Here is an 18,226-nt window from a genome sequence, read left to right as displayed (position 1 = left end):
GGTCCCCTCCTTTCCCCCGTAGGGCGTATGCGGTATTAGCAGTCGTTTCCAACTGTTATCCCCCTCGACTGGGCAGATACCTAGGCATTACTCACCCGTCCGCCGCTCGTCACCTCAGGAGCAAGCTCCCTTGTGTTACCGCTCGACTTGCATGTGTTAGGCCTGCCGCCAGCGTTCAATCTGAGCCATGATCAAACTCTTCAATTAAAGTTTTTTGCTTCACCTCGAAAGGSTCAGCGGCTCAACGAATTCTGTATTACATATTGCTATGAACACTCATTCATTAAGTAAATTTTTGACTGCTTCGTTAGAGGCAGTTTCGAATAACTTAATCTCTGTGAGTGTCCACACAGATTTGCTTGTCATATTGTTAAAGAGCGTTGCCTGCTTGGCGTTCTCAGCGAACCGTTCCAAGTGGCTAGGGCTGCGTATTCTACACTTCCCGTTGTTGGCGTCAAGCGTTTATTTTAAGAAGTTTTTCAAGCGTTGATTTCTTAATCAGAAGTCATTGCGTGAAGCTCTTAAACCGCTTGTCACCAGATTCAAATCTCTTTCGATTTTCGAATCCCTAACACCGCTGCAAGTCCCGTGCTATCTAGCGTTTACGCTGGGTAGTTGGCCTGCTGTGCCGTGTCAGTGGATGCGCATTATAGGGAGATTTGAGGCGAGCGCAAGCGCTTTTTGAAAGAAAAATGAAGTTTTTTCAAAAGGCTATATTAAGCACACCATACCCACCAAATACCCCCAGAGTTATCCACAAAACTGATTTTTCCGTTCACATTTTGTGCGCTGGGACATTCAGTCTAGTACAGTATTTACGAGTTGCACGTGGAATTTGAAATAAAATTGAATTATTACAAGCCTAGCTTTATTTGCCAGCCTAACGCTAGACCTGTTATCTGCAGCACGGCGAGTGGTTCAGCCTGTATAGCTATGAGATAAGTAGCACAGAGCGACTATATCTTATGCTAAACCTTGCGCTGAAAATCAGCCTTCTATCTTTATAAACGACTATATAACTAATCTAACCAAACTAAATTCAGTAAGGTGTTTACTAATACAATTCACTCTTTCTAGTTTAAACACACTTCAGAGTTCTACATACTCGATTCAGCTACACTTCAGGCTTCGCCTGTTAACCTAATCCTTATTAAAGCAATTCGTCACTTTAGAGTGATCCCTATAACAATGCGGTAATTGTTCTCTTCACGCACTAGTTCAGACATGCTTGAATAAAACGAAACCATTTCTTCTTGCTCGAGGTATTATCATGCACAATAACGTTAAAGCATTGCTTGCAACCACCGTTTTATTTTTTAGTAGTCAAACGTTGGCTAGCAGCGGCTGCGGATTTGAAGACAAGCAAGAGGGCTTTCTAGCAACTTGCAGCGAGGAGAAACAAGAAGTGATTTTAACTGGCTCAGTAACACATCAAGAACTTAATGAATTTGACTGGTTTAACGACGAATACAAGAATTATAAAACTGATGCAGCGGTTATAGCTAAATTACAAAAAATCGATAAGCCAACTCAAGTAACCGTAATTATCGGTACTTGGTGTCCTGATTGCCATCGCGAAACACCGCGCTTCATTCGCATTATTGAAGAGATCAATAATCCAAATATAAAAGTGACATATATAGGTGTAGATAGAGCAAAGCAAGATCCGGAAGGTTTAGCTGCTAAATATGAGTTCACCCGCATCCCTACCTTTATTGTTGAACAAGACAATAAAGAGATAGGTCGTATCATTGAAAGGCCAGAAGTATCACTTGAGGCTGATTTGGCTAAAATCTTAAACTAGCCTTGCAGCTCATAAAAAGAAAAGGCCGCATTTGCGGCCTTTTATGATCTTAGTTAGCTAATAACTTCTGTATTAGAAATCGTAACGAACTGACGCTCTTACATAACGTGGAGTCTGGAAGCTGTCTGGGTAACCATAACGAATGTTCTTCGCACCACTGTCGAACTCATATTGCTCATCAACACCTGTTACACCATCGAAATTAAACAGGTTGTATACATTTAGCTTAAAGTTCAGACGGCCAGCTTCATTGAAGTCCATTGTGTAAGACATGTTTAGGTCAATGTTATAAACCCAATCTGTGCGTCCCATGCTACCACGTGGCGCAGCTTCACCATCAGCATAGAATGATGCAGCACCATACCAATCTCGACCATAACAAGTGCCATCAATCGCAACCGCCTGTACACAGTAGCCTTGATCCACTGGGTGAATACCAAAGGCGTTAATAGGACGACCCGATTGTAGGTAAGAGTTAAAGCCTACGCTGAAATCATCTGTGATGTTATAAACACCATATAGCTTGAAGTTATGACGACGATCGTTTGGTAAGTAACCATCACCATTATCCATTAATTCTGGATAATCGAAGGAAGTAGTCCAACCCGGATCAGCCTGCTCGTTATCAGAACGTACTAAGCCCTCTGTATTACCTTCACTCTTAGACCAGGTATAAGAACCATTTAGTGTAAAGTCGTCTGTAACATTACCACTAAAGCTTAACTCGATAGCCTTATAAGTACGCTCAGCTTCAGGAAAGCCCATTTGATCGGCATTTACATTTACCGTCTCTTTAACACCGTCGCCATCAACATCATAATAGATTTCAGTGCCAATACCTGGGTTTGTTAGTGTTGGGAACCAACCACCAACAAAGTAATCTTCGGCGCTTGTTTCACCATTACCCGCATACCATGTATTTGCATCGTAGTTTTCTAGAATCCATTGGTTCATACCATAGTTAAATGATACATCTTCAATGGATTGCTTAAGATCGCGGTATACACCACGGATACCAACTGCCCAGTCATCATTCACCTGCTGCTGATAACCAATTGCAAACTCATCTGAATACATTGAGCCGGCTTTATTGTTAAACAACTGGTCAGCATCAGGTACAGTTCCATCGGCAACAACGCGACGGCTGATTTCATCACCTAAAATTGGTGAACCATCGGCATTCACACCTTCTAGGTGACTAACAATGTGGGAGTCGTATGCAGCCGATGCCATACGTAGGTTGGTGTTTGGAGACACTGGCTGGAAATAACGACCGTATGAAGCATATAACTTACTTGCGCCGTCACCCAGAACATCCCAAGTTGCACCTAAGCGTGGAGCAAACTGGCCATCTAGATCGACATACTTGTCACCAGACCCCGTAGTATTACTAAACTCGCTGTAACGAACACCTGCATTAATCGTCACAGTATCTGTCACGGCCCAAGTATCAGAAACATATAGTGCAGTATGAACGTTTTCTGTTTCACTATTCTTGCCCCAAATACGCAAATCGGCGTATTCAGTACCTTCAGCAAGACCGTAAGCGTTATCCGGACCCGCGGCAAAATATTCATACCAACCGTCACCGTGTGGAGTATAGATATCAGCAATCTCAAGACGCTCGTAATCATAACCGGCACGTAAGGTATGATCACCAATGATCCAATCCAAATCAATACGGTAAGTGATCCGCTTATCTTCGGTTTCAGACGAGCCATAACCAACCCAGTCACCTAAGCGTTCCCATGTACCTGAGCGCAAATCCCAATAAGTGGATTGATCAAGGGTACCCGAATTATCTTTAGTAGATTGAGTGATCTCACCATACATAGCAGACAGAGTAATATCGTCAGTTAAATAACCAGTATAGAGAGCATTCCAACCTATTCCGCCGTATGTTGTTTCTGTTAGACCGATTTCGTCACCACGACCGCCATCTTCAGCTCGTTGGAACTCAGTCTTTTCATAATCACCTTCATTACTAAAAGCCATTACACCGATTGAGTGATCTTCATGAATAAACCAATCGACCTTAGTGAACCAGCGGTTAGTCTTCCACTCTTTATCACTGATCTGGTTCTCACCATAAGAAGTCACATCCTCTTCAAATGGGTTCCATAAGCCATAGAAAAATAACTTATCTTCAATCAGTGCACCAGAAGCCCAAATATTATACTCGGTCTCTTGCCAATAACCCTCTTTAGCTTCTTCGATGGTGCCATCGTCTTTCATTCGCAACGTAGGCTCAGCTAATGAATCCGGTGCTATTTCAGCCTTACCACCAAATTTCCATTCATTGTCACCAGACTTAGAAACTAGGCTCACCACACCACCAATGAAACGACCGTATTCCGCAGAGACGCCGCCTGTTTGTACTTCAGTTTGCGCTATAGCTTCCCAAGGAAGATCTATGTCCCCCATGCCTTTACGCAAATCTGTAATGTTAAGTCCGTTTAGGTAATAACCATTTTCGGCAACTGATGAACCGCCAATCGCAACGCCACCGAAACCGTTATCACCGGCTACAGAACCAGGAGTAAGCAATGCAATTGCCGTCGAATCTAGTTCAACCGGTAACTGATTAAGCTCACTCATTGAGATCACTTGAGATGTGGTCGTGCTAGAAGTATCCACACGACTGATTCTCGCACCGCTAACAGTAATCCGCTCTACACCAGAGTCTTCTGAGTCAAGCGCTACATCGAAAGTCAATGCATTACCCATGGTAACTTCAATGTGTTGCTCTTTTACTTGGTAGTAGCCATCTTTAGAGATGGTTACTGTATATTTACCAATCGGTAGCCCCTTGAGAGAGAAACTACCATTTGCTCCAGTGGTCGTCTCTCTGACAATACCTTTTGATTCATGCTTAATAATGACTGTCGCATTACTAAGATTTGAACCAGCCTCAGTTGTAATGTGACCTTGCATCACACCTAAACCATCTGCTGCCATTGCAGCTGGTGTAGCCATAAAAAGCACCGAACCTACGGCCAGAGCCGCTAAGCTCTTTTTCGGCGAAAATCGCTTCGAAGCGTTACTTCCAGACATAATTGATCTCCCTTAAACTTTCTTTGAGTAAGCGCTTAGTCAAAATATTTTTTAATTAAATTGGGTACAGAACAACCAAGCGCAACAAAACATTAACATAGTATACATATTTTATACAATCTACATTATGCGAAACACGGCAAGACCGGAGAGTATTTAAGGTTTTTATGAAGTAGAAGATCTAGACAAAGAAACAGATACGAGAGTAAATGTTCGCCAAAGTCACTACGCACAGTGAATACTACTGGACACTTGCGCTTTGATAAAAAAATCCCCTGAAAGGAATAGGGTTTGTGAATTTAATCGTTATGAAAATGACTAAAGCTGAGAAATAGTCCCGAGTTTACTGCCACTTAGATGTAGCACGAGAGGAGTGTAAATAAATAGCCGGAAAGGAATGACACTGACGATAAAAAAAAGTGATATTAATAAACTAAAGGTTACTCGCCAACGTCTGCAACACACCTTCACGCAAGGCGCCTCCAGAAAGGTGTAGCTTTTCAATTTCAAGTAACTCGAATAGACCGAGAAGAATTGACACTCCTGCAGCAAAAGTAGGGGCCCTCTCAGGATTCAAACCTGAAATCTCAAGCATTGAAGGATCTGCTTGAGTCAAAATCTCCTGCTTTAGCTGTAGCAATACATCAATTGTTATAACGCTAGATAGATTACGATGGTTAAGCAGCTCAACAACAGATTGAACGCTGCCCGATGCCCCCACTACGCAATGCCAGCCTAATGCCTTAAGCTCGTCCAACTGCGCTCCCAGTACCATTCTGACTCTAGCTTTAGCGTCATCAAAATCCAGTTGCTGGAATGGAAAGCTAGCAAAAAAAGTATCGTTAAAGGTGACACAGCCCATGGGCAAACTTGATTTTAGTAGGACTTTATTGCCATCACCGATAATAAACTCGGTACTTGCCCCACCAATATCGATAACAAGTCGTCGCCCCTCGCCTTCTGTCGTGGCTACCATACCTTGATAAATAAGCTCCGCTTCACGCATGCCTGAGATTATTTCAATGGGATGACCCAAGATAGGTAGGGCACGGCGGCAAAAATCATCTGAGTTTGAAATTTTACGGAGTGTGGCTGTCGCTATAACTGCTACATGTTCAGCTGAAACGCCCTCTTTTTCGAGCATTTGGGCAAACATTTTCAAACATTCCAGCCCACGTAATAACACCTCTTCACTCAACGAGCCATCGGCTAAGATCCCTTCGGCCAAACGAACTTTTCGCTTGTACTTAGCAATAACTTTAGGCTGATGGCCATCAGTCTTAGCCACCAGCATATTAAAACTATTTGAGCCTAATGTGATGGCTGCATAAAGAGGTGTTGTCATTGAGCGTTGTCGCCTAAGAATGCCTACGCGTTCTGTCGTGACGACGCGGACCGTTACTACGGTGCCCACCCTGAGGGCGGCCAGGACCACTACGATCACGCTGATTACGTGTATGACTGCTTGGCTTACGATGAATTTTCACGGGTGGAGGAATATCATCAAGCAGTGCGTCACTGTCGTATGAAGTCACAGGGATCGAGTGTTGAATGTAAGACTCAATAGCAGGCAAGTTAAGAGCATACTCTTCACACGCAAAACTCACTGATACCCCTTTTTGACCTGCACGACCTGTACGACCGATACGGTGCACATAATCTTCGCAGTCATCCGGTAGATCATAGTTATAAACGTGAGATACATCAGAGATATGCAAACCACGCGCTGCAACGTCTGTCGCCACTAAGATGTCAATTTCACCTTTGGTGAACTGCTCAAGAATACGTAAACGTTTCTTCTGCGGCACATCACCGGTTAGCAAGCCTGCGCGATGTCCGTCCCCTTCAAGCCATGACCACACTTTTTCACAGCTGTGTTTGGTATTAGAAAAAACGATGGCTTTTTCTGGCCAGTCTTCTTCAAGCAGTGACAATAACAAAGGCATCTTCTCCTCCATCGATGGATAGAAGATCTCCTCTTTAATGTTCTTTGATGTTTTCTCGTTTGGCGCAATCTCAACTTTCTCAGGCTCATTCATGTGGTCATAAGCCAGTTCCTGCACTTTCATTGAAAGCGTTGCAGAGAACAGCATATTCAAACGTGACTTAGCATCTGGCATGCGTCTAAACAGGAAACGAATGTCTTTAATAAAGCCAAGATCGAACATACGATCGGCTTCATCAAGCACGACAGCCTGGATAGCTCTCACATTGATGACACCTTGGCGTACGTAATCGATAATTCGACCAGTAGTACCGATAAGTACATCGACACCTTGATCTAGCACTTTACGTTGGGTTTCATAACCCTCGCCACCGTAAACAATCCCCACCTTAAGGCCGGTATGTTTAACCAATAAGTTGGCATCTTTAGCAATTTGAATAGCCAGCTCACGAGTTGGCGCCATGATAATCGCGCGAGGCTGATTGAGTTGACGTTCTGCAGGTGCAGGTACTGACAAAAGGTGATTAAAGGTCGCAACCAAAAAGGCCAAGGTTTTACCCGTACCCGTTTGTGCCTGACCCGCTATATCTTTTTTCTCTAATAAAATCGGTAACGATAACGCTTGAATAGGAGTACAGAACTCAAACCCAGCTTCATTAAGTGCTTGATGAACCTCTTTATGTAGAGGGAAGTCAGCAAACTTCTTTGTCGATAAATGTGTTTCGCTCATAGCGCAGGCTTACCTGTAAAGGTTGCAATAAAAAACTCGATCGTTTGAAATAGCGATAGAATTTTATCACGGAAAATTGGTGCACACTCTGAGAAACGTATTTCACGGTATTTTTGCATCGGTGACGGAATCACTATTCCCTCTGTTTTATATGATGCGATGAAATTTTAGCGTGTATTTACGGTTCTCTTAGGACAATTTTAAACGCTTATTAGCGTTAGACGTCATTGACGTAGGCTAACTATGCCTGTAAATCAGCGTCTTGTCTAAAGCGTTTTTTGCTCCTAAAGAGTACTGGCAGTAATATTTGCATAACTTTTGGCTTGAAAAGCTATTTTACCAACCCAATATACAGGTTAAGCCATTAACAAACCAGCGATGGCAACCAAACTGGAGAACAACATGAGCGACAAGATTGTATACCTAAGCGACGACAGCTTTGAAAATGACGTAATTAACTCTGAACTACCAGTTCTAGTTGATTTTTGGGCTGAGTGGTGTGGTCCATGTAAAATGATTGCCCCAATCCTAGATGACGTAGCTGAAGAGTATGAAGGTAAAATCACAATCGCTAAGCTGAACGTTGACCAAAACAATGTATCACCAGCTAAGTACGGCGTTCGTGGTATCCCAACTCTACTATTATTTAAGGCTGGTGAGCTTGCAGCAACTAAAGTTGGCGCGCTTTCTAAAACTCAGCTTAAAGAGTTCATCGACGCTCAACTTTAAGCTAAAAAATACCGCTCTATCCCCGATATAGCGGTATTGAAGTGACTCCCGACACAGCTTCAACAAGAAAATGTGTCGGGTGAAGCTAAACTTCTAGACGCCTCGCCCTGTTAGTGCTACTTTAATAACCAGACACATTCAAATTAACCCACTTCTCGCTATCCGATCGATACTCAATAAGCTACAAAACCATTGATCGAAGATAGTATTGTCACGTAAAAACAAGACCCACCAAGATGAATTTATCAGAATTAAAAAACACCTCGATTTCAGATTTAGTCCAGCTTGCGCAAGACATGAAGCTAGACAATATGGCCCGTGCTCGTAAGCAAGATATTATTTTCTCTATTCTTAAGGCCCACGCTAAAAGCGGTGAAGATATTTTCGGTGGTGGCGTTTTAGAGATCTTACAAGATGGCTTCGGCTTCCTTCGTAGCTCTGATGGTTCATACTTAGCGGGCCCAGACGATATCTACGTATCACCGAGCCAAATTCGACGCTTTAACATGCGTACTGGTGATACGATTTTCGGTAAGATTCGTCCACCAAAAGAAGGCGAGCGTTATTTTGCCCTTCTAAAAGTCACCGAAGTTAACTTCGACAAGCCTGAAAACTCTCGCAACAAAATCCTTTTTGAAAACCTTACACCTTTGCATGCGCAAGACCGTCTTCGCATGGAGCGTGGTAATGGTTCTACTGAAGATATCACCTCACGTATTCTGGATTTATGCTCTCCAATTGGTAAGGGTCAACGTGGTCTTATCGTTGCACCACCAAAAGCAGGTAAAACCCTATTACTACAGAACATGGCGCAAAGCATCACTAACAACAACCCAGAAGTGGTGTTGATGGTTCTACTTATCGACGAACGTCCTGAAGAAGTAACCGAGATGCAACGCATGGTTAAAGGTGAAGTAATTGCTTCAACCTTCGATGAACCAGCAAGCCGCCACGTACAAGTTGCCGAAATGGTAATTGAAAAAGCAAAACGCCTAGTAGAGCATAAGAAAGACGTAGTTATCTTACTCGACTCTATTACTCGTCTTGCTCGTGCATACAACACAGTTATCCCTTCATCAGGTAAGGTACTTACCGGTGGTGTTGACGCTAACGCTCTACACCGTCCTAAGCGTTTCTTTGGTGCGGCTCGTAACATCGAACACGGCGGCAGCTTAACTATTATCGCGACAGCGCTTGTTGATACAGGCTCTAAGATGGATGAAGTGATTTACGAAGAATTTAAAGGTACAGGTAACCAAGAGTTACACCTTTCTCGTAAAGCTGCAGAGAAGCGCGTCTTCCCTGCTATCGACTTCAACCGCTCAGGTACTCGTCGCGAAGAGAAGCTAACGACACCGGATGAACTACAGAAGATGTGGATCCTACGTAAGATCCTAAATCCTATGGATGAAGTTAGTGGCATGGAGTTCTTAATCGACAAATTGGCAATGACCAAGACTAACGATGAGTTCTTCACTGCGATGAAACGCGCTAAGACCTAAACGCGCTAAGACCCAAACTCGCTAAGACTTAGTCGAACGCTAGAAATAAAAAAACCGCATTAGTGCGGTTTTTTTGTAGCTGCGATTTATGCTGATAGAAGTCGTCACTCCATCAAATGACTCACCCTTGCTAAACGTTGCTTACAGCGCTCACGTAACATATCTCGCAGCAACAAAATCACCGGCGTGACATGCTCGCGCCCAGGACATACTAGATATAAATCAGCATCTTCGCCTCGATAATCACTGAGTAATGGCACTAAGCGTCCAGACTCAATATCATCGGTCAGATCGAGCCAAGACTTAAATACTAAACCTTGATCTGCAACCGCCCAGCGCCGTGCGATATCCGCATCATTACAGGTGCGATTAGCCGTCACCCGTACCTTATGTTGCTGACCCTCTTTATTAAAAACCCACTGATCGTGAGTGCGCTCATCTAACATAAAGAACAAGCAATTATGCTCCGCTAACTGCTCAAGTGAAGTAATGCCACCAAACTGCGCGATATAGTCTGGCGACGCGCATAATACTCTTCTTGAATTGCAGATCTTAAAGGCCACCAGCGACGAGTCTTTAGGTACACCTGAACGTAACGCAACATCGATTTTGTCATGATAAAAATCAGAAAGATTATCGCCAATATGCAGTCTCAACTTGAGCTCAGGATACTCCAGCAAAAAGTCATCCAACCATGGTAGCAACACATTGCGACCGACATCTGATGGCACTGATAAACTCACTAGCCCTGAAATACTCGCCTGGGCGCTTTCAATCGCGCGCTGACCCACTTCTAAGTCTGATAAAGCGCGGCGGCAATGAATTAGATAACGCTCCCCCGCATCAGTTAAACGTAAGCTGCGCGTGCTACGAATAAATAATGCCGTGCCTAATTCCTTCTCTAATCGCTTTAAGCCAGCACTGGCCACTGCAGAGGAGATATCTAGCTCAACTGCTGCTGCGGTTAAGCTGCCGCAGTCAGCAACGCGTACGAACAGCTTCAAGTCATTAAGTTGCATTATCAATTTTCCGTTTATAAATGCACATTTATTTAAATCTAATTGTAGATAAGGTGCCGCTAAACGTCACCCACAAAAAAGCCTGCATTAAGCAGGCTTTTCGATGTTTTGTCTCAGCAAAATAAGTTAACTTAAACTAGCGTAACCGCCATCTTACGGCGCAGATAAGCAATCTGCTGCATATGCGGTAAATCTTTCGGGCAGTTATCCTGACAACCTAATAAGGTCATACAGCCAAATACGCCATCCTGATTACCAATCACATGATAGAAGTCTTCTAGCTCGCGGCCATCACGACTATCGAGCTCGAAACGGGCCAGTTTCATCATGCCTACGGCGCCGACAAAGGTGTCACGCATCTGCTTCGTTGCACAGGCCGACACACACACACCACACTCTACACAGCGCTCTAACTCATAAAGCTTAGCGGCTTCAGCCGGATCCATTGGCGCTTCTAAGCGGTGTACATCGATGTCATCACTGATTGGGTGTAACCATAACTTTAAGCGCTCTGCGAGTTCACGCATAAACTTACCCGTATTAACCGACAGATCGCCAATCAGCTCAAAACCAGGCAAAGGCATTAGGTTAATCTCACCCTGAGGGTACTTGGTCGTCAAGGTACGACAAGCTAACGTTGGGAAACCGTTGATCACCATGGCGCAGCTGCCACAGATCCCGGCGCGGCAAACAAAATCAAACTGCAAAGAGGTATCTTGCTCCTCACGCAAACGATTGAGTGCAATAAACACCGTCATGCCAGGTGTTTCTTCCAGCTGGTATTTCACCATCTTAGGCTTATCGCCCGGCACTTGCGGATCATATCTAAAAATATTAAAAGTTAAGGTACGGCCCTTAGCCATTTGTTGGCTCATTTAGCGTTTTCTCCTACGCTCGAATTTTCAAGCGTGTCACTTAAGCGTTCGTTCTTTGGTGTTAATGATTCTGGTACGTCAAACGGCATTAATGCGTGTTGCTTCTGATATCTATCTGCATCAGGACCTAGCTGAGCTAAGATCTCGCTGATCTCCTGCTCACGCTTAGCGGTATCTGGATGAGCGATCGCATTATCGATGCCGTAACCACGATAACCCGGCGGTAGTTCCATCTGCATCACATCTAGCTGCTCATAGCTTAGCTCTGGTGCCAGAGCATTTTCATCTGGCCAGCTAGACAAGGTTCTGTTTAACCAGTCTTTATCATTACGCTGTGGGAAATCTTCACGGGCATGAGCACCACGGCTTTCTGTACGTGCAGCGGCGCCGCAAGCAACGGTTAGTGCAACCTTAAGCATGCGCTTAACACGTAGAGCCTCTACCAACTCAGGATTAGCATGACGCTTGTTACACTTAAGGCCGATAGCGCGAGAGCGCTTTAGTAGCTCTTGTAACTCAGCAACGGCTTTATCTAACTCAGGGCCATTTCGGAAAATACCCACATAATCCATCATGATCCGCTCCATCTCTTTACGGATCGCAAATGGACTCTCTGTGCCGCCACCTTCAACTAAACCATCAATTTCACTGCGTACCTTGTCGACAAATGTCTCGACTAGGCCAGTATCGATCTCTAAGGTGTTTTCCTGACAGAAATCGGCGACATACTTACCGATGATCATTCCGCCAACAACGGTTTCAGCTAAGGAGTTGCCCCCTAAGCGGTTAAAGCCATGCATATCCCAGCACGCAGCCTCACCAACGCTGAATAAGCCTTTCAGCTGCGGACTTTGTCCTGTCTTGTCGGTACGGATACCACCCATAGAGTAGTGCTGGGTCGGTCTTACCGGGATCCAGTCTTTAGCAGGATCGATCCCTAGGAAGTTTTCACAGATCTCTTTCACTTCACGCAAGTTAGTCTCTACGTGTTTGCGACCAAGCAAGGTGATATCCAGCCACAAGTGTGGGCCATAAGGACTATCGACACCTTTGCCTTTACGCATATGCTCTGTCATGCGGCGCGATACCACGTCACGTGAGGCCAGCTCTTTCTTCTCTGGCTCATAATCAGGCATAAAGCGGTGACCATCTTTATCGCGCAGCAGGCCACCGTCTCCACGACAACCTTCGGTAGTCAAAATACCTACAGGTACGATAGCGGTAGGGTGGAACTGCACCGCCTCCATATTACCAAGCTTGGCCACACCGGTTTCTAATGCCAGCGCCTGACCCACACCTTCGCAGATAATGGCATTGGTCGACACTTCATAGATCCGGCCATAACCGCCAGTTGCAATAGTCGTCGACTTAGCCACATAAGCATGTAGCTCGCCAGTAATTAGACAGCGTGCTACAACACCGTGACAACGCTTGCCGTCATGGATCAGTGATAGGGCTTCCATGCGTTCATGCACAGGAATGTCCATCGAAATCGCTTTGTTATCTACTGCGTAAAGTAACGAGTGACCCGTACCATCTGCCGTATAACAAGTACGCCACTTCTTAGTACCACCAAAGTCTCGAGCATTAATCAAGCCATGAGCGCTCTCTGCTTCCTCAATGGTTACCTTCTCTGCATTCACTACCACTTGACGTGGACCCGCGGTTACACGCGTCCAAGGTACGCCCCAGTTGGCCAATTCACGCACGGCTTTCGGCGCACAATGAGCAAACATACGCGCCACATCTTGATCGCAGCCCCAATCAGAACCTTTTACCGTATCTTGAAAATGGACATCCTCATCATCTCCCATTCCCTTTACGGTATTGCCCAAACTCGCTTGCATACCACCTTGCGCTGCAGCAGAGTGCGAGCGCTTTGCGGGAATTAATGACAATACAACAGTATCTAGGCCACGCTCTTTAGATGCGATAGCTACTCGTAATCCAGCAAGTCCGGCGCCGATCACTAATGAATCGGTATATATCAGTTTCACACGTGCTCCTTAAAGTAGGGTGCAGAGTCAGTTTATGTTCTATTTATCACCACTATCTATCCATTGGCATAAGGCAGAAACGCCAGTAGTGACGCTAGGCCCACAACAATGAAAATCACACTGATGATAGTCTTTATTTTTTTCAGTCTTTCGCGGGTATTTAAATCTCTCGCTACGCCCCATTTCACCGCTAGGCGATATACCCCTATCGCAGCGTGAAGCTCAACACAGAGTAACAACGGCAGATACAACAGCCATGCTCCCTGTTGCCAAATTCTATCGGCACTGCCATGGGGGCCAATCGTCTCGGGTGCTGACCCTATCAGCCACAAGTGCACAGGTAGCAATAGTAAAATCACCACTCCCGTCGCGGCTTGCCATACCCATAGACGTGTATCGCCGTGATTAACCAAGTTAAGCTGTTGCCTTAACGCTTTTTGCTGACGCAGGCTAAGCGGTAGCTTATGAATAGCCACCAAAACATGCACCAGTACAATGGCCGCAATCAATAGGGCTATGATAGACACTACCCAAGGATATCCATGGCCATCTGCAGTTAAGAAACTCAACTCCATGGTCTTGGCAACCCAGGTCATCGCCTCTGCTCCAAGCAGGATAGAGGAGACCAGTATTAGATGTGTCCATAAAAATATTGCCAGTAGGCCCCCAGAGAGACTCTGGCTCAAATCCAACCAACCACTCCAATTACCGCGATCTGTTTTCTTATTCATTCGCTGTCCTACCCTAGATAAATACCTAGCTTATTAACCATTTGGTTACAATGTCTCTCAATAATAGGTATTTAACTGTGAGGTAGATCAACAAAAATACGATTAGTTAAGTGAAGATTAATAAACTAATTTAGCTCGATAAACTCACGAATAAGCATCACTTAACTTGGTCGATAAGCCTCTACAGGAAGAGTCAATTCACTCCCGATCAAAATGTAAGAACCTAGGCTAAGCAACCCGATAACTATAAGATAAACGATTAACACCTTGATCAATTTACGCAGACCTGTGCGCTTATGGGTAAAGCCCCACTTAACTGCAACACGGTAAAGGCCGATCATGGCGTGAATAACAACTGCTGGCAGCAATAGAGCGTATAGCAACCAAGCATTATGGTGATAAACACGCTCTGCCGATAAGTTAGGGCCAATTTCAGGATTGGCGATCATAGTAAACAGGTGCACAGGTACTAAGAAGAACAACACAAAGCCAGTGGCTAATTGCCAAAACCAAGCATGGCTATCTTTGTGATTAATCACTGTCATATGGCGTCTTAATGCGCGCCATTGGCCAAGCTGGGCAGGAAAACGACGTAAAGCAACGGCGGCGTGCAGCATCACTACGGCTAGCATAAACACCGAGAAAACTTTAGTCACAATAGGAAAACCGTGACCTGTAGGGCTAAACATTCCGCCCTCTAAAAATTGCACGACCGTATAGAAAGCATCTTTTCCAAGTAGGATACTCGATTCAAAGTGTAAGTGGGCCAATAGGAAGCAGCCCATCATTACTCCTGTAATGCTTTGTATTTTATCTGCTTTTGCCGATGCAGGATGTCCGGTACCGCTTACGTAGGATGCTAACATTATTCTTGTCTTGTTTATCTTATGCCTAATAGTGGGATTTACACTCTAACAAGATCTTTGTCAGCAAAATGATACAGAGATTTTTTTCGTGAACGATCTCACCCTTTTTAACCCAGCAATTAGATCGAGATCACAAATAATGGGCACAAAAAAGAACACTGGTAATACCATTTAACCAAGTAAATTCAATATCTTGAGCCGGCAATTCAAACAAAACAATCACTAACAAACCAAGTCGATTTCGAAGATTGAAACGACAAAAAGTGGCTATTATTAAAGATAAATTCGTTGAATTCACATCTAACATTCACACTCAAACCTGCCATGGTTTACAATAGCCCCATATATGTAGATAACGAGAACTCTCATGCCTTGGATCCAACTAAAAGTCGATACCGACAATCAACACGCTGATGCCCTAAGCGATATGCTTATGGAACTTGGTTCACTGTCAATTACCTATGAAGATGGCAAAGATACCCCAATCTATGAGCCAACTTTAGGTGAAACACCACTGTGGAATCATACTGTCATCACTGCGTTGTTTGACGCTGACTACGATCTAGCGCCAGTGGTCACCATGCTAAAAGGTCTGCCTTATTTAGGTGATAACTTCAGCCACAAAATTGAGCAAGTTGAAGATAAAGACTGGGAACGTGAATGGATGGATAACTTCCACCCTATCAAGTTCGGTGATCGCCTTTGGATCTGCCCAAGCTGGCGTGAAATCCCAGACCCAGCCGCCGTTAACGTCATCCTAGATCCAGGCTTAGCCTTCGGTACAGGTACACACCCAACTACCGCGCTATGCCTTGAGTGGTTAGATGGCCTAGATTACAGCAATAAAGATGTGATCGACTTCGGCTGTGGTTCGGGCATCCTAGCGGTTGCAGCGCTAAAGCTTGGCGCAGAGCGTGTAACAGGTATCGATATTGATTACCAAGCCATTGAAGCATCAAAAGCCAACGCTGAACGCAACGGTGTTGAAGACAAGCTTGACCTTTATCTACCGGAAGACCAGCCAGCCGATCTACAAGCCGATATCCTAGTGGCCAACATTCTTGCAGGCCCACTACGTGAACTTGCGCCGCTTATTGCAGAAAAAGTTAAGCCGGGTGGACTATTGGCCCTTTCAGGCCTGTTGCAGGAACAAGCGGAAGAGCTTTCGGCCTTTTACAGTCAATGGTTCGATATGGACGAGCCCGCTCACAAAGACGATTGGAGCCGCTTGACAGGTATACGCAAATAGCAGTAACCCGCGGCGCTTTCAGCGCCGCGACTGACTTCTCACTAGGCAAAAGTCAAGAAAAAAAGTTGCCCTCAGGTCATTTATTGACCTTTTCACAGGCTTGAAAAAGGCGTACTATAGCGCCCCTTTGACGAGCAAGGTGTTTTGATAAATGCAGATTGGACCCTATCGCCTGAAAAATCAGTTGATCGTGGCGCCAATGGCAGGTGTCACAGACCAACCCTTTAGAAATCTCTGCTTACGTTATGGCGCGGCCTTAGCCGTATCGGAGATGCTTTCATCGAATCCTGAAGTTTGGGATACAGATAAAAGCCGCTTGCGTATGACACACGCAGGTGAAGACGGAATACGTTCGGTTCAGATTGCCGGTTCAGATCCAGAATTAATGGCGAATGCCGCTGTTGTCAACGTACAACAAGGCGCACAGATCATTGATATCAATATGGGCTGTCCAGCAAAGAAAGTGAATAAGAAGCTAGCAGGCTCGGCCTTGTTGCAAGATCCTACGCAGGTAGAAGCGATTCTACGAGCCGTGGTTGCGGCAGTTGATGTACCTGTGACGCTAAAAATTCGAACGGGATGGGCTCCAGAGCACAGGAATGGTGTTCATATCGCCCAGATAGCAGAAGATTGCGGTATTGCCTCGTTGGCCGTTCACGGCCGCACTAGGCAGTGCATGTACAAAGGCGAAGCCGAGTACGACACAATTAAAGCGATTAAAAAACAGATCTCGATACCAGTTGTCGCAAATGGAGACATTTTAACCCCAGAGAAGGCACGTTTTGTGTTGGATTTTACTGGTGTGGATGCCCTGATGATTGGAAGAGGAGCTCAAGGACGACCTTGGATATTTAGAGAAATCCAACATTACCTGGATACAGGTAATAAGCTAGCGCCCGTTGAGATGGATGAAAAGCGTCAAGTTATGCTTGAACACCTGAGGCAACTGTACAAATTGTATGGTGACTATAAGGGCATCCGCTTCGCAAGAAAGCATGTTGGCTGGTACCTAGACCAAGAAAATCAACGGTCTTTTAGAGCCGAGTTTAATCGACTCGAAACCGTTGAAGAACAATGTTCCATGGTGGAACGCTATTTTGATGAATTTGTTGCATATTAATAAAGAGCAGAATACGAATGTTTGATCAGACTACTCACACTGAAGTTCACCCACTTACTGTTGGCAAAATCGAAACCGCAAGTGGCGCTATTAAGCCACAATTACTACGTGATGCGGTAAAGCGTGCTGTCACTAACTTTTTCGCTCAGATGGACGGGCAAGAAGCTGAAGAAGTATATGAAATGGTGTTAAGCGAAGTTGAAGCACCTCTGCTAGATATCATCATGCAACACACTCGTGGCAACCAAACTCGCGCTGCCAACATGCTAGGTATCAACCGTGGTACACTACGCAAGAAATTAAAGAAGTACGGCATGAACTAAGACTAACGTCTTAAACTGTTGTATTTAAACGGGCTCTCAAGTAATTGAGGGCCCGTTTTGCATTTATATGTACCCCCATATGTACCCTGAGTGGTCTAATGCCCTTGCTCAATTCACACCTGCTTGTTGTGTAAATCAGCCAAATAAACCTCAAACTGCACAGCGCTTTCAGCTTCGACTAATTTTCACCTTGTAGACTCGCAAACCATGTGACAATTTCTAACAAGTTTTAACTTAGTTGTTAATGCTAAAAGTGATAAATTTCACGACCCACTGGCAATA

The 18,226-nt window shown here is 44.8% G+C and carries 14 protein-coding genes and 1 rRNA gene; 6 read left to right on the top strand and 9 right to left on the bottom strand.

The window, feature by feature from the left end; genetic code table 11:
• A 16S ribosomal RNA gene (locus tag L1D44_RS17965) occupies positions 1-207 on the bottom strand; the annotation flags it as partial.
• Positions 208-1,270: 1,063 nt separating this feature from the next.
• On the opposite strand from L1D44_RS17965, the gene L1D44_RS17960 reads away from it, so the two are divergent.
• Positions 1,271-1,804, top strand: coding sequence for a thioredoxin family protein (locus L1D44_RS17960; protein ID WP_239892686.1), 534 nt, complete (start codon positions 1,271-1,273; stop codon positions 1,802-1,804).
• Between the two features lie 72 nt (positions 1,805-1,876).
• On the opposite strand, the gene L1D44_RS17955 is transcribed toward L1D44_RS17960, so the two are convergent.
• The 3 genes from L1D44_RS17955 to rhlB all read right to left on the bottom strand — a co-directional run bounded on the left by L1D44_RS17955 (position 1,877) and on the right by rhlB (position 7,533).
• Positions 1,877-4,858, bottom strand: a complete 2,982-nt coding sequence (locus L1D44_RS17955; RefSeq protein WP_239892685.1) for a TonB-dependent receptor — start codon at positions 4,856-4,858, stop codon at positions 1,877-1,879.
• A 433-nt stretch (positions 4,859-5,291) separates the two neighbouring features.
• Positions 5,292-6,203, bottom strand: coding sequence for an exopolyphosphatase (locus L1D44_RS17950; RefSeq protein ID WP_239892684.1), 912 nt, complete (start codon positions 6,201-6,203; stop codon positions 5,292-5,294).
• Between the two features lie 13 nt (positions 6,204-6,216).
• The gene (gene rhlB, locus L1D44_RS17945) at positions 6,217-7,533 is read right to left on the bottom strand and encodes an ATP-dependent RNA helicase RhlB (protein WP_239892683.1); all 1,317 of its coding nucleotides are present in this window, start codon (positions 7,531-7,533) and stop codon (positions 6,217-6,219) included.
• A gap of 402 nt (positions 7,534-7,935) precedes the next feature.
• Here rhlB and trxA point away from each other — a divergent pair, with 402 nt between their 5' ends.
• On the top strand, positions 7,936-8,262 hold the full coding sequence (gene trxA, locus L1D44_RS17940) for a thioredoxin TrxA (protein ID WP_012278950.1): 327 nt from the start codon (positions 7,936-7,938) through the stop codon (positions 8,260-8,262).
• Positions 8,263-8,498: 236 nt separating this feature from the next.
• Complete coding sequence (gene rho / locus L1D44_RS17935; RefSeq protein ID WP_220770297.1) at positions 8,499-9,764, top strand: transcription termination factor Rho; 1,266 nt, start codon at positions 8,499-8,501, stop codon at positions 9,762-9,764.
• A 104-nt stretch (positions 9,765-9,868) separates the two neighbouring features.
• On the opposite strand, the gene L1D44_RS17930 is transcribed toward rho, so the two are convergent.
• The 5 genes from L1D44_RS17930 to L1D44_RS17910 form a co-directional block, all read right to left on the bottom strand.
• Entirely contained in the window at positions 9,869-10,783 is a 915-nt protein-coding gene (locus L1D44_RS17930) for a LysR family transcriptional regulator (protein ID WP_239892682.1), read from the bottom strand.
• Positions 10,784-10,914: 131 nt separating this feature from the next.
• Positions 10,915-11,646: a fumarate reductase iron-sulfur subunit gene (locus tag L1D44_RS17925; protein ID WP_220770325.1), complete on the bottom strand. Its 732-nt coding sequence runs from the start codon at positions 11,644-11,646 to the stop codon at positions 10,915-10,917.
• A gap of 8 nt (positions 11,647-11,654) precedes the next feature.
• A complete protein-coding gene (locus tag L1D44_RS17920) occupies positions 11,655-13,655 on the bottom strand; it encodes a fumarate reductase flavoprotein subunit (RefSeq protein WP_239892681.1) in 2,001 nt (666 codons plus the stop codon).
• A gap of 56 nt (positions 13,656-13,711) precedes the next feature.
• Positions 13,712-14,386, bottom strand: a complete 675-nt coding sequence (locus L1D44_RS17915) for a fumarate reductase cytochrome b subunit (RefSeq protein ID WP_239892680.1) — start codon at positions 14,384-14,386, stop codon at positions 13,712-13,714.
• A gap of 161 nt (positions 14,387-14,547) precedes the next feature.
• Positions 14,548-15,270 (bottom strand): fumarate reductase cytochrome b subunit, encoded by a 723-nt coding sequence (locus L1D44_RS17910; protein WP_259649623.1) that lies wholly within the window; start codon positions 15,268-15,270, stop codon positions 14,548-14,550.
• A gap of 349 nt (positions 15,271-15,619) precedes the next feature.
• Between L1D44_RS17910 and prmA the strand changes: the two genes are divergently transcribed.
• The 3 genes from prmA (at position 15,620) to fis (ending at position 17,944) form a co-directional block, all read left to right on the top strand.
• Complete coding sequence (prmA, locus tag L1D44_RS17905) at positions 15,620-16,501, top strand: 50S ribosomal protein L11 methyltransferase (protein ID WP_239892679.1); 882 nt, start codon at positions 15,620-15,622, stop codon at positions 16,499-16,501.
• 151 nt (positions 16,502-16,652) lie between these two features.
• The gene (dusB, locus tag L1D44_RS17900; RefSeq protein ID WP_239892678.1) at positions 16,653-17,621 is read left to right on the top strand and encodes a tRNA dihydrouridine synthase DusB; all 969 of its coding nucleotides are present in this window, start codon (positions 16,653-16,655) and stop codon (positions 17,619-17,621) included.
• 17 nt (positions 17,622-17,638) lie between these two features.
• Positions 17,639-17,944 (top strand): DNA-binding transcriptional regulator Fis, encoded by a 306-nt coding sequence (fis, locus tag L1D44_RS17895; protein WP_012153658.1) that lies wholly within the window; start codon positions 17,639-17,641, stop codon positions 17,942-17,944.
• Positions 17,945-18,226 lie beyond the last annotated feature (282 nt).

Origin of the sequence: Shewanella sp. Isolate13, from assembly GCF_022398325.1 — a bacterium.
In the GTDB taxonomy this organism is placed as follows: domain Bacteria; phylum Pseudomonadota; class Gammaproteobacteria; order Enterobacterales; family Shewanellaceae; genus Shewanella.
The sequence above is the reverse complement of the archived record's forward strand: the minus strand, read 5'-3'. Positions and strand labels throughout refer to the sequence as shown.

Excerpts from the sequence above, each read along its gene's own strand:
- L1D44_RS17960 (WP_239892686.1), top strand. The coding sequence starts at position 1,271 with ATGCACAATAACGTTAAAGCATTGCTTGCAACCACCGTTTTATTTTTT.
- L1D44_RS17955 (WP_239892685.1), bottom strand. The coding sequence starts at position 4,858 with ATGTCTGGAAGTAACGCTTCGAAGCGATTTTCGCCGAAAAAGAGCTTA.
- L1D44_RS17950 (WP_239892684.1), bottom strand. The coding sequence starts at position 6,203 with ATGACAACACCTCTTTATGCAGCCATCACATTAGGCTCAAATAGTTTT.
- rhlB (WP_239892683.1), bottom strand. The coding sequence starts at position 7,533 with ATGAGCGAAACACATTTATCGACAAAGAAGTTTGCTGACTTCCCTCTA.
- trxA (WP_012278950.1), top strand. The coding sequence starts at position 7,936 with ATGAGCGACAAGATTGTATACCTAAGCGACGACAGCTTTGAAAATGAC.
- rho (WP_220770297.1), top strand. The coding sequence starts at position 8,499 with ATGAATTTATCAGAATTAAAAAACACCTCGATTTCAGATTTAGTCCAG.
- L1D44_RS17930 (WP_239892682.1), bottom strand. The coding sequence starts at position 10,783 with ATGCAACTTAATGACTTGAAGCTGTTCGTACGCGTTGCTGACTGCGGC.
- L1D44_RS17925 (WP_220770325.1), bottom strand. The coding sequence starts at position 11,646 with ATGGCTAAGGGCCGTACCTTAACTTTTAATATTTTTAGATATGATCCG.
- L1D44_RS17915 (WP_239892680.1), bottom strand. The coding sequence starts at position 14,386 with ATGAATAAGAAAACAGATCGCGGTAATTGGAGTGGTTGGTTGGATTTG.
- prmA (WP_239892679.1), top strand. The coding sequence starts at position 15,620 with ATGCCTTGGATCCAACTAAAAGTCGATACCGACAATCAACACGCTGAT.
- dusB (WP_239892678.1), top strand. The coding sequence starts at position 16,653 with ATGCAGATTGGACCCTATCGCCTGAAAAATCAGTTGATCGTGGCGCCA.
- fis (WP_012153658.1), top strand. The coding sequence starts at position 17,639 with ATGTTTGATCAGACTACTCACACTGAAGTTCACCCACTTACTGTTGGC.